Raw genomic sequence first — 12,151 nt, forward strand, 5'->3', positions numbered from 1 at the left:
ATTCTACGAAAAGAATAAGAGGGGGAAGAAACATGAAAAAGAGACTCGTTACGCTATTCGTGGCGGCCGCCGCTGTTTTGTTGCTTGTGAGCGGGTTGTGGGCTCCATCAGCGTCTGCGGCGCCGGCTCCTGCTTTAACACAAATCCGTATTATCGGTGTGACGTCTGACGGTCAGAGTTACCAATGGGAAAATATCGGGCCGAACCAAATCAGCGCATCAAAACCGATGAAGGGTACAACGGGTTATTTAGCCGTATATTTCCAAGGGTATCCGAACAATAACACGATCCAGGCGTTTAACAACGGAACGAATATTACAAATCTTACGTCAAAAGCGCTGGAAGATGAATATACGAAAAACGGCAATATCGTTACAGGCTATATTAAATATTACAGTGTTCCTCTTTCTTATGTCAGTTCAGGAACGTTCTCTTTCTCCGCAACGGGGCTGAACGGGCCGTACACGCCGTTAAGCAGCGGGTTTTTCTCCATTCAGGTACAGAGTTAAAACAGCCGCCCGGTGCTTTCATGTATAGTTTTTCTCTCTTTCCGGGAAGCTATTCCTATAGAAAAGGGAGGGCTTACATGATGGACAGGACACTCGGATATTTGCGCGAGTCGCTTTCGAACCACTTGGAGCATGATGTGTGCCGAGGGATTTATAAAAAGCTTCAGGTGAAGCATTATGCAAATGAGAGCGAGTTTGTGAAAGATCTAAATGATTTGGAAATGGACGCGCTGAATCAGGTGCTTGAAAAGGAAATTAAATATGCTGAGAACGAGCAGGATGAGAAGCGCACGATGGAATTGAATGAAGTATATGAGCTCCTGTTTTAAAAAGCCTCCCGGCGGTCGGGAGGCTTTTTATTGTTTCGGAAACAGTTTACAGAATCATCCAATCCTTTGTATAATGGATAGTTGTGAAAAACACAGACGGAGGAGAAACATGAACGAAATAAAAAAACAGACGGTTCTTGAGTTATCATCGGTTGAAAAAGCTTTGGTTTTTCTGGTGCCGCCAATATTGGGGCTGGTCATCGGATGGTTTCTGCCGGTCATTGCGAAATGGGCCGTAACATTGGATTGGCTGCCTGTTATCGGGCCGCTGGAAATGATCGCTTCTTTTCACGGATGGAAGGCTGCGGCTGTCATCGCCGTTATCGGCTTAATCGGGGGAATGTGGCTGACGCGGACTGTTTTTAAAGAATGTCTTACGGCGGTCGTGACGGACAGCGAGGTGTCCTTAACCATATATAATGAAGAAAGCGTGTACTCGAAAGACAGCATTTCCGGTGTGTTTACGGATGGGAAGTATCTTGTCTTATTAGGCACGGAAGGACAGGAGCTTTTTCGGGAGAAGCTTGAGCCGGCGGTTGAAAAAGCGGCTGATGCGTTTCGCGCGCATGGGTATGTCTGGCTGGGGACGGAAGATCCTTTTAAAGAAGAATATAAACGGTGGGTGCCGGACACGCCGGATTTGGAGCCGGGGGCAAATGCTCTTTTAAAAGCGAGAGAAAAGGCGCTGAAAGAGGAGGAAAAGGCTGACGCGAAAGAACTGAAAGCGGAAATAACCAAGCTGGGCATTACCGTTCGGGATAAAGGCTCGCGCCAATATTGGCGGTTCTATCAAACGCCGTCTGCATAAAAAAAGCTGCCGCCGTTTGATACGGCCGGGCAGCCCGGGAACAGATTATTTCTTCTTGTCATCATAATATTGAACCGGGTACATGGAGCCTTCAGATACCATTTTGTTATCTTCAATATCTTCGGGATGCGGGTTGCCTGCTTTGTTGACGGGGAATGATTCAATATCCTGCTTCCCGGAGAGCGATGTTTTCATATTGCGGATAAAGTTCATCACCTTTTGGCGGTTTGATTTATCTTTGAGCAGGTAGGAAGTCACTCCGACAGTCGACACGGCAAGTCCTGAAATGAGCAGTTTTTGTTTCACGATAAAAACTCCTTTCTATTTCTGGCTTGCAGTAGTTATTCCCGCTTAACGGCTGTTTAAACATCTGAAGGTTAATTTTGGCTTTCCGCTTTAATGCGATAAAGATTGACAAAACTATTTTCAGAATAATATTATAAATATATGATAGCGCTGGAGTCATACTTTAATTGAAAGGTGTTAACTTTATGAATCAATTACATCGCAGAATGGGAACGTTTGCACTCATGATGGTCGGACTTGGGTCGATGATTGGCTCCGGCTGGTTATTCGGGGCGTGGCGGGCGGCTCAGATTGCGGGACCTGCCGCAATTATTTCCTGGATTATCGGTATGATCGTTATTTTATTTATCGCACTTTCTTACAGTGAATTGGGTTCAATGTTCCCGGAAGCCGGGGGAATGGTAAAATATACTCAATATTCTCATGGATCATTTATTGGATTTATCGCAGGATGGGCAAACTGGATTGCGATTGTTTCCGTTATTCCGGTGGAAGCGGTTGCGTCTGTTCAATATATGAGCTCATGGCCGTGGGAATGGGCAAAATGGACAAGCAATCTCGTTCACAACGGCACTCTTACGGGAGAGGGGCTCGGCTTCGCATCCGTATTACTGATTATTTACTTTTTACTGAATTATTGGACAGTTAACTTGTTTTCAAAAGCGAATTCATTGATTACCATCTTTAAAATTATTATTCCGGGGCTGACAATCGGAGCGCTGCTGTTTACCGGCTTTCACGGCGGAAACTTCACATCCGGTTCAAGCATTGCGCCGAACGGCTGGGCGAGCGTGCTGACGGCGGTGGCCACATCAGGTATCGTATTTGCGTTTAACGGGTTTCAAAGCCCGATTAACATGGCCGGAGAAGCAAAAAATCCCGGCAAATCGATTCCGATTGCGGTTGTCGGTTCGCTGCTGGTCGCAACCGTCATTTACGTCCTATTGCAAATCGCATTTATCGGTGCGGTTGAACCTTCCATGATCGTTCACGGCTGGAGTCACCTGAACTTCAACTCTCCATTTGCCGATTTGGCGATCGCATTGAATATCAACTGGCTTGTCATTATTCTTTATGCGGATGCGTTCGTATCTCCGTCGGGAACGGGTATCACTTATACCGCTACGACGTCACGCATGATTTACGGCATGGAAAAAAATAAATATATGCCGAGCATTTTCGGAAAGCTTCATCCGCTGTACGGCGTGCCGCGCCAAGCGATGATTTTCAATCTGATCGTATCGTTTATCTTTCTGTTTTTATTCAGAGGATGGGGTGTGCTTGCTGAAATCATTTCCGTTGCGACGCTGATTTCTTATATCACGGGTCCCGTGACGGTGATGACGCTGCGGCGGACGGCGGGGGATTTATACCGGCCTCTCCGTCTGAAAGGCCTCAGCGTGGTTGCACCGCTCGGCTTCGTGTTCGCGTCTCTCGTGCTGTATTGGGCGCGCTGGCCGTTAACAGGGCAGGTGCTGTTTATCATTTTGATCGGCCTTCCGATTTATTTCTACTACCAAGCGAAAGCGAAGTGGAAAGGATTCCGCAGAAACTTTAAAGGCGGCGTCTGGATGGTTTTCTATCTGCTCAGCATGATGGTCATTTCATGGCTCGGAAGTGAAAAATTCGGCGGTCTGAACATCATTCCGTACGGGTGGGATATGGGGCTGATCGCAATCGTTGCCCTTGCCTTCTATGCATGGGCGCTGAAGAGCGGCTTCAAGACTGAGTATTTGAAAGACGCCAAAGCAATCAACGATCAATTAAAAGGCGGACAGGCGGAAGCCGCTGCCGGAAAAGAATAGTGATTGATAAAAACCTTGCGGTAACGTTCCCGCAAGGTTTTTTGATCGGGCAAAAAAACATGGGTTCGATACAGACGTGACGATGAATGAGAAAGCCTAACGACAGGCAACCAGGGACAGTATTCTTTTTTTTCTCATGATTTCTCCGTCTTATCAATAACTGTCTTCCATACTAAAGAATGAATGTAAAAGATATGTTGGGCAACTATTAATCTTTTATATTTCTTTCTTCTCCGTAACTTTCTCCGTTTTCCTTTACTCCAAGTCAAAGTTTTTGAGACAAGGCAAATAATTAACCACAGAGAAAATACAGTACGTAAGTCGTGTTTACAATAAATGTATAATAAATTAAAATATAGGAGATTAAATAAATAGTTGGAGGTAATAAGTATGAAAACGCGAAAATTTTTTGCAACATTATGCATCATTACTCCCTTAGTATTTGGAGGTTTTACGAGTGTTAAGGCTGTAGACTCGTATAATTCAGAAACAGTAAACTACATATTGAAAATGAATCCGAATCTGTCGAAAAAAGAATTAATTGAATCTGTTAATGATCTAGTTAAACAAGATAATAAAACATCTAATGAGATCTTAGAGGAAATTAAAACTGAATTAAAGAAGCAAGAAAAGCTAGATAAAGAAGAAGATAAAAGTAATAGAATGAGCACAATGGGCAAGAATAGCGGGCCAAAAATTATAGGATCAAGCTCTAAAGGTAATGTTTACTATACACCTGCATCTACTTTTGGGCTTCCGCATGGACATGTCGGTATGTACTATAAGGGAAATCAAATTGTCGAATCGGTCCCTAAAAAAGGTGTTCGTGCAATAGCTTCCTCGAAACGTAAGGTCGAAAAAAATGCTGTAATTCAAAATGTGAAAGTTTCTAGTTCTAAAAAAAATAATTCAGTAAATTGGGGTTACAGCAGGGTTGGGAAGGATGGTTATTCATATAATTTTGCAACAAATAGAAAATCGAGTCATTATGGTGATAAAAACTGTTCAAAACTATTATGGTCAGCTTTTAAGCTAAAGGCTGGTATAGATATGGATAAAGATAAAGGTCTGGGTGTCTATCCAAGAGACATCAGAGATTCCAATTATACAAAAACTATTAAAACATTTTGATGAATTATGTTCACTCCCTAAGTTTATTTAGGGAGTCATATTATTTTAAGGAGTGAGATTATATTTGAACAAGATTAAGTGGCTTATTATAATTGGGGTCATAGTATTAATAGGTATATTTATATGTATTGGAACATTTAAATATACTAATTCAGCTTCTGATGTTAAACAAACTGAAACAGAAAAAGAAAAGAATTTCTTGAATGATAAAATTGCAGCTATATATTATTCAGCAACAATAGATTACCCTAAAGATGGGAGTTACACTGTATATATTGATGAAAAAGGAGCAGCAACAGCTGTAAAAGGAGATGCTATTGAGGTTGGAACCATTGCACAAGATGAAAAAAACATAGTTAGACAGGACAAAAAAGAAGTTTATATGATAGGCGATAACTTCAAAAAATTCCCGATGCAACATCAAGTACATACAAGTTATGGGCAGTCATCGGGTCATTTAATAAAAGGAAATATATTTTATTTTTTGAATAATCAAGAAGTCGGTAAAAACCATTATAATAGCTTAATCAGATGGGGTAACAGCAATGGATTTCATGAAAAAATTATTCCGGGTTTCTATACAAGTACCGGTAATGACGGTGAATATATTTACGTGATAAATGAAGATTCTTCAATCAAAACACCGACTTTCCAGGATGTTAAAATAGATAAAGATAAAGTTACAGTAGGGAAAGGAACAACAATTCCTATATTAAATGAAGAAAATTGGAGTGTTTATTCACAGATAATAGTTAAAAAAAACTCAGCCTTTTTTATACTATATAACCAAACGGATAAATCAAACAAAGTACAATTCAAAGTAGCAGAAATTGATTTAAAGCATAATAAGTTTAAAGGGGCATATCCTTTAGGCAGTTATAATATCCCTGATGAAATTTCTCAACTGGCAATTCCTCTTTCCACTAATAACTTTTTTGTGAAAAATGACACTTTATATCATTTGGCAGCTAATTCAATACTTTATACTTTTGATCTGAAAAGTATGAAGCCGAAGAAAAAACTCCCATTACATAGATCAACAAAATTTGAAAACCAAGCAAAATTCACTTATTTTGATGAGTCTGAAATTTTCTTGTTAGAAATAAGCAAGGGTGGGAAATATGTGATTAATTCTTACTCTTATAAAAACGGAAAAAAATTGAAATCTACTCCTATCAGAGGACTTGAAAAAATTATTAACAATACCCATGTTTCTGAATATGACTTTTTTATGATTAAGAAAAACAAAGAAGTATGGGGTGATTAGATATAAATGGCTAGACAGCTGAGTGAGTATACTTAAGGGGAAATTAAATTCACAAAGGAGAATAATAATGGATGAGCTAGATCTTGCTTTTGGTATTTTACCACTTTCTATTATCGTCTTATCGATTATATTCACTTATATTTTCAAAAAAGTGTATATAATGCCGCTTGTCAGTATAGTTGTTTCTGTCATACTAATGTTTACTGTTTTTAATCTATCCTTTTGGGGATGGGTTGTTGTCTATGGTTTAGTATCACTTGTATTATCGTCTATTACAAATAGTATAAGAAAGAAAATAGATAATAGAAATAAATAATTATATTCCTTTGTTTAAAAAGATATCACAAGTAATTCATCATTACAGTGATACCTTTTTACAATTAAGGTGAGTCTCAGCCTTTTAATAACATGATCCGCCCGCTACATAACATGATGGCGTTTGCATTATCGGGCAAAAAAACATGGGTTCGGCATCATCCCCGAACCCATGCTGGCTTTATGATTTGTATTCTTTTTTAACCTTTTGGAATATATCCGCATAGTTGGTAAACACACCGGTTACGCCCCAATTCAGCAGACGGCGCATGTCCGCCTCGCTGTTCACGGTATAAGGGTGAAGCAGAAGGCCGTGGCTGCGAATGTTTCGGACATTTTGAGCGTTCAGCGCTTTGTAATCCGGTCCGATTCCGACGGCATATGTTTTTATGTCCGTTAAATCTGCGTCAGTCATTGACGTCATCTGTTCCGCTTCAAGCAATTGGACGGCGGGAAGTTTCGGATCGAGCTGTTTGATTTTCAGAAGGCTGTCCTTGCTGAAAGACTGAATGATAACTTGTCCAAGTTTTGCATGCTTACCTGCCAATTTGTATTTTTTCAGTGAAGCGATCAGTTTTTCTTCCATACCCGGATATGTTTCGGGCGCCTTTGTTTCAATATAATAGTTTGCATGTCTGCCGAACCGTTTTAACACGTCATCAAGTGTGGGAACGCGAAGTCCGGCGTATTGCGGTTTTGCTTTTTCCGGATAGGCCTTATTGAACCAAGAGCCGGCGTCGAGCTTTTGAATCTCGGCTAATGTATGATTCTTCACCCAGCCTTGTCCGTTTGTGGTGCGGTCCAGTTTTTCATCATGCATGACGATCAGCTTGCCGTCTTTTGTCATTTGTAAATCCAACTCAATATAGTCAGCCTTCATTTTTTGCGCAGTTTCATAAGAAAGGATCGTGTGCTCCGGGACATACCCCGAAGCACCGCGATGGGCAATGGTCAAAATTCTGTCAGGAGACAAGAGGTTTCCTTTTCCCGCTGCCGATACAGGCGTGACGATGAATGACAATAAACCGAGTGAAAGCAATACTAAAGCAAACAACTTATGTTTCCGCATGTTTTCTTCCCCCTTAAAAATCAATATCTGTCTCTAGTGTAGAAAATCGTTGTAAATGCTGTACTGCAAAAATATTAATCTTTTATGTTATTTTCTTACACATGCTCCGCCCGCTTGCCCGTATTCCACGTCATAGCCAAGAAGACGATGGACAGCACGCATGAGGAGATAAGCATGATAAAGCCGCCGTTCCAGTCAAAGCGGTCTACGACATAACCCATGATGGCGTTGGCGAAAGCGGAGCCTCCGATGTAGCCGAAAAACCCGGTTAAGCCGGCTGCCGTTCCCGCCGCTTTTTTAGGCGCAAGGTCAATGGCCTGAAGCCCGATCAGCATGACAGGTCCATAGATTAAGAAGCCGATGCTGATCAGCGCGATATTATCGATGAGCGGATGACCGGCAGGGTTAAGCCAGTAGACCAATACAGCGATAAATACGCCGGCCATGAACAGTACGCCTGCCGGCGCGCGGCGGCTTTTGAAAAAACGATCGCTGATCCAACCGCACAAAATCGTTCCCGGAATTCCCGCATATTCATAAAGGAAATAAGACCATCTGGAGTCTTCAGGAGAGAACCCTTTCGCTTCCGTCAAATAAGTCGGCGCCCAGTCAACGACACCGTACCGCACGAAATAAACAAAGACATTGGCAAATGCGATATACCACAGAAATTTATTATTCAGCACGTATTTGAAAAGAATTTCTTTGGTGGTCATCTCTTTTTCCTGGTCTTTGAACGCATGTTTCGGATAGTCATTCCGGTATTCTTCAATCGGCGGAAGCCCGCAGGATTGCGGCGTGTCCCGAACGAGAAGAACAATCACAAATGAAATGACGATGGCGATAATCGCCGGAAAGAAAAATACGCTTTTCCAAGTAACAAACATGGCGATGCCGAGAGTCACGAGCGGGGCGAGAATACCTCCGCCTATGTTATGGGCGACATTCCATATCGACATTTTCGTTCCGCGTTCACTGATGGAAAACCAATGAGCCATCGTCCGTCCGCAAGGCGGCCAGCCCATTCCTTGAAACCATCCGTTAATAAACATAAAAATGAACATAATCGTCACGCTTGACGTGACCCACGGCATGGAAACAAATAAAATGTTTACGACACCTGACAAAAACAGGCCTGTCGCAAGGAAATACCTCGGGTTGCAGCGGTCAGACACCATCCCCATAATAAATTTACTGAAGCCGTAAGCGATTGATACGGCCGCAAGCACCAAGCCAAGTTCCCCTTTTGAAAACCCTTGTTCCTGAAAATAAGGAATAGCGAAGGCAAAGTTTTTGCGAAGCAAATAATACCCGGCATACCCGATGAAAATCCCCAAAAATACTTGCAGCCTGAGCCGTTTATAGGCCGCATCCGTCTTTGAATCATCCAATCTCTCAATATGCGGAGCCGGCTTAAACAATTGAAACATCATATCCTCCCCTTTGCTGAACGTCTATCATGATGTATGTATGACTCCTTTCCTTGAAAATGACAAAAAGAACCAGAAATCACCCTTGTGAAAGGGCGGGGTTTCCTGGTTCTCCTCATCTCCATCCAAAAATCATTAACTTGTGTATGATAGCGCTTTCTTAAATTATCACAGTCTGACGTGAATGTAAACGCTTTAAGGAAAGTTTTCATTTTTTTGAATAAATAACCGGAGGGAATATCAGCCGGAGCGCGAAAGATTTGAAGTACTCGATTTTGTACTCAGGCATAAGATGTGTTAGGCCGAACTAAGAAAAGCGAAGGGAGTGCATCTGTTGATTGATGAATTGGATTTTGCGTTCGGTGTTCTGCCGCTTTGTATCATCATCTTGTCAGTCGCCGGAACATATTTGTTTAAAAACGCGTTCATTATGCCGGCTGCCGCTTTGGCCGTTTGCCTTATATGCACCTTTACCGTATTGAATTTCTCGTTTATCGGGTGGGCCGTCGTGTACACGCTCGTCTCTTTCGCGTTATCGCATATTACGATGGTGGTGATCAGCCAAAATAAAAAATAGGATCGGCGGCAGCCGATCCAGCTATCAAAAGCAGAGATGCGCTCTCTGCTTTGTTTTATTTATGAATGTTCAGGAAGTCCTTGATGACAGCGGTCTGTTCTTCTTTCGGATAGCTATTGTACAGATGGCTGGCCAAGCGGACGGGGTCACCGAAGAAGTACCGCTCATATTGTGTCTGTCTTGTTCCGAAGGGGCTCATGGTCAAATCCCATGCGAGGCGGAACACTTTTACCCGGTCCTCAGCGTTCAATTCGGCCGCCTGCAAATATTGGTCAAGGTCTCCTCTGATGTCAGAACGGAACGCTTTTTCAGTCGGCAAAGTCACCATTCCGCTTGCTCCGATCAGCTGAATGATTTCCGTGAAGCGCGGGTAGATGTCGGGAAAAATCGCGCTGACCACACGAAGCGGAGTGACACTCGGACGCATATAACCCCATTCATCTGTTTCCGCATCATTCTCCGACTTTTCCAAAAGGGCTTTCATCGTTTCCAGACCGGTGATGATTTCAGCCATCTTAGCCTGAATATGCTGATATTCGCCCACATCTATCGCTTCGACAAGCGTTTGGGCGAGGCCCAGGAGAAACTCCGTCTTTACAATTTGTCTCGTGATAACTTGATGAAATGCGAAGGCGTTAAAAGAGCTTTTCATATTAAAATCAAAAGCCGCCTCGTAATTATTATAAAAAAATACGCGTTCCCAAGGGACCAAAACGTGATCAAATACAACGATAGAATCCATTTCTTCATATCTTGAGCTGAGCGGATAATCAAACGCTGATTTTCCGAGTACGAAAGATTCCCTGCAGATGAATTTTACTCCTTTTGTATTGGAAGGGATTGAAAAAGCGAACGCTTCATCCGATTCAAAATACATTTTAGGCAGAGAAACCACGAGCACTTCATCCGTCAGGCCGCCTTGTGTGGCTAAAATCCGGGCGCCGTGTATAATGAGGCCTTTTTCATTTTTATCGACGACTTTTGCCGAGATAGGTGTCGGCGATACGTTTACACCCATTTGTGAACGATTCACCTGAGGGGTGATAAACGTGTGCGTAAAAGAAAGATCCTGTGCAGCAGCGCGTTCGTACAGCGCTTGAACATGTTCCGGAAAACAATGCTCGCGGTCTTTCAAAAGCGCGGCGGAGGAAGCGAAGCTCATCAGCACGGTATTCATATAATCCGGGCTTCGTCCCATCATTCCGTGCGTGTGTCTGGCCCAATGTTCGAACATGTTTCTTCTTCTTTTTACGTCTTCTTTCGTTTTCGGCTGCAAGTATGAAAGCCCGGCCCGTTCTTTTTTACCGGGAAGACTGTAAGTCATTTGATCTTTCATGTCCGGTTTCGTTTGCAAATCATAAAGAGAGCGCTTCGTTTCCAGAAGGCCCTTAAATGCGGGATGTTCAGAAATCTGTCCCTCGATCTTTTCACCATCGAGCCAAATCTCATTTCCAAGCTGATTTAATCGGTCAATGAACATTTTTCCATTAATGATACCCATCATGTCGCCCTTCTTTCTATGCAGATCCACTACCTCATTATATTGAAAACGAAATTGGGTGTTCCGGTTATTTCCAAAGGAGAAAAGCCTTTTTTATAAGGGGGGTGAAGGAATTGCATAATAAAAAACCCCTTAAGCAGAGGGGTTTTTAACTGATCATGTCTTTGTATCGTTGTTCGAGGACAAAGTCTATCATTCCGGTGATACGGATGTTTTCAGCGTTCTTTGTAAAGTGAGGAATGGAGTGCAAAGGCCCTTTTTGGTACAGTTTCAGCAGTTTTATTAGATATATTAAGCCCCTGGCGAATAAAAAAAGCAGGAGATACGGAAGCAGGCGGGGAACATGAACATAGCTGACTTGACCTGAGAAAAGTGCAGTCAGAAACATAGCAATAACGCTTCCGATAAAAATCCATTTCATAAAATCAAATAATGAGGAGTCAGGTTTGGAAAACTGATTTTTCAGCTTGAATAACTTCTCAGTATCTTGTTCTTCAAGACATTTCATCAGTTCTTCATCATTTTTACAAGAGCTAATCTGCTTCATGCTTTCTTCGAGTGTATCATCACTTTGTTTACCGCCCGCTAAAGAAGCCAGTGTACGATATTTCTTTTCCAGATTTGTATTTATCATATTTATAACCCGGAAGGAGTAAGTGTTTCTTCTTAAGCGGCTGTCAGGTAACCGGTCTTTCTTTTCGCGCGAAAAAAACATATAAAACGCGACAATGCATCCGATTGTAAACAGTGAAAACACTGCCGGCAACAGATCAGATAAAATGGGAATAGGTATGAGTGTTTTGACTTGAATAAACAAGAATGAAGTGAAGATCAACGCCATCACTATACAGCAAAAAGCAATCTTCATGAGCATTTGAAAAGGAAGAGCCGGAGCAGAGTAATAGTACTTTAAAAGACTGAGCGTATGTACATCCTGTTCAGCTAAAAAGTCCATCATTTCTTGTTCATTCTTACATTTTAACAATCTTTGTGCGGTTTGCTTTGCTGTGTTAAATGCAGATTGATTTTCATTCAATGAGTGAAACCTCCAAAAAAATAATAGGAATAAAACTGCATGAATGAGATATTCATGCAGTTTTTCTT

General features: G+C 42.1%; 13 protein-coding genes. 8 read left to right on the forward strand and 5 right to left on the reverse strand.

Annotated features, from left to right (window positions below):
* Nucleotides 1–32: 32 nt before the first annotated feature.
* From HWY38_RS06885 to HWY38_RS06895, 3 genes are all read left to right on the forward strand, one after another.
* Entirely contained in the window at nt 33–509 is a 477-nt protein-coding gene (locus HWY38_RS06885) for a DUF4879 domain-containing protein (protein WP_224181522.1), read from the forward strand.
* Nucleotides 510–589: 80 nt separating this feature from the next.
* Nucleotides 590–838, forward strand: a complete 249-nt coding sequence (locus HWY38_RS06890) for a sigma-G-dependent sporulation-specific acid-soluble spore protein CsgA (protein ID WP_174737904.1) — start codon at nt 590–592, stop codon at nt 836–838.
* A 109-nt stretch (nt 839–947) separates the two neighbouring features.
* On the forward strand, nt 948–1,646 hold the full coding sequence (locus tag HWY38_RS06895) for a DUF308 domain-containing protein (RefSeq protein WP_224181523.1): 699 nt from the start codon (nt 948–950) through the stop codon (nt 1,644–1,646).
* A gap of 45 nt (nt 1,647–1,691) precedes the next feature.
* Here HWY38_RS06895 and HWY38_RS06900 read toward each other — a convergent pair whose 3' ends face one another.
* Nucleotides 1,692–1,952 (reverse strand): hypothetical protein, encoded by a 261-nt coding sequence (locus tag HWY38_RS06900; RefSeq protein WP_003156732.1) that lies wholly within the window; start codon nt 1,950–1,952, stop codon nt 1,692–1,694.
* 185 nt (nt 1,953–2,137) lie between these two features.
* Here HWY38_RS06900 and HWY38_RS06905 point away from each other — a divergent pair, with 185 nt between their 5' ends.
* The 4 genes from HWY38_RS06905 (at nt 2,138) to HWY38_RS06920 (ending at nt 6,471) form a co-directional block, all read left to right on the forward strand.
* Nucleotides 2,138–3,757: an APC family permease gene (locus tag HWY38_RS06905; RefSeq protein ID WP_007609126.1), complete on the forward strand. Its 1,620-nt coding sequence runs from the start codon at nt 2,138–2,140 to the stop codon at nt 3,755–3,757.
* A 390-nt stretch (nt 3,758–4,147) separates the two neighbouring features.
* Nucleotides 4,148–4,888: a hypothetical protein gene (locus HWY38_RS06910; protein WP_224181524.1), complete on the forward strand. Its 741-nt coding sequence runs from the start codon at nt 4,148–4,150 to the stop codon at nt 4,886–4,888.
* A 64-nt stretch (nt 4,889–4,952) separates the two neighbouring features.
* Nucleotides 4,953–6,155, forward strand: coding sequence for a hypothetical protein (locus HWY38_RS06915; RefSeq protein ID WP_224181525.1), 1,203 nt, complete (start codon nt 4,953–4,955; stop codon nt 6,153–6,155).
* A gap of 67 nt (nt 6,156–6,222) precedes the next feature.
* Nucleotides 6,223–6,471, forward strand: coding sequence for a DUF2651 family protein (locus tag HWY38_RS06920; protein WP_014720665.1), 249 nt, complete (start codon nt 6,223–6,225; stop codon nt 6,469–6,471).
* A gap of 180 nt (nt 6,472–6,651) precedes the next feature.
* Here HWY38_RS06920 and HWY38_RS06925 read toward each other — a convergent pair whose 3' ends face one another.
* Both HWY38_RS06925 and glpT read right to left on the reverse strand, forming a co-directional pair.
* Nucleotides 6,652–7,539 carry a glycerophosphodiester phosphodiesterase gene (locus tag HWY38_RS06925; protein WP_224181526.1) on the reverse strand — a complete coding sequence of 296 codons (888 nt, stop codon included), beginning with the start codon at nt 7,537–7,539 and terminating at the stop codon, nt 6,652–6,654.
* Nucleotides 7,540–7,634: 95 nt separating this feature from the next.
* The gene (gene glpT, locus HWY38_RS06930) at nt 7,635–8,969 is read right to left on the reverse strand and encodes a glycerol-3-phosphate transporter (RefSeq protein WP_003156725.1); all 1,335 of its coding nucleotides are present in this window, start codon (nt 8,967–8,969) and stop codon (nt 7,635–7,637) included.
* A 334-nt stretch (nt 8,970–9,303) separates the two neighbouring features.
* Between glpT and HWY38_RS06935 the strand changes: the two genes are divergently transcribed.
* Nucleotides 9,304–9,546 carry a DUF2651 family protein gene (locus HWY38_RS06935; protein WP_007408994.1) on the forward strand — a complete coding sequence of 81 codons (243 nt, stop codon included), beginning with the start codon at nt 9,304–9,306 and terminating at the stop codon, nt 9,544–9,546.
* A 55-nt stretch (nt 9,547–9,601) separates the two neighbouring features.
* Here HWY38_RS06935 and hpaB read toward each other — a convergent pair whose 3' ends face one another.
* Nucleotides 9,602–11,047 carry a 4-hydroxyphenylacetate 3-monooxygenase, oxygenase component gene (gene hpaB / locus HWY38_RS06940; RefSeq protein WP_224181573.1) on the reverse strand — a complete coding sequence of 482 codons (1,446 nt, stop codon included), beginning with the start codon at nt 11,045–11,047 and terminating at the stop codon, nt 9,602–9,604.
* A 148-nt stretch (nt 11,048–11,195) separates the two neighbouring features.
* Nucleotides 11,196–12,083 carry a hypothetical protein gene (locus HWY38_RS06945; RefSeq protein WP_014416805.1) on the reverse strand — a complete coding sequence of 296 codons (888 nt, stop codon included), beginning with the start codon at nt 12,081–12,083 and terminating at the stop codon, nt 11,196–11,198.
* Between the last annotated feature and the right edge of the window lie 68 nt (nt 12,084–12,151).

Source organism: Bacillus sp. KS1, assembly GCF_020075515.1.
In the GTDB taxonomy this organism is placed as follows: domain Bacteria; phylum Bacillota; class Bacilli; order Bacillales; family Bacillaceae; genus Bacillus; species Bacillus velezensis.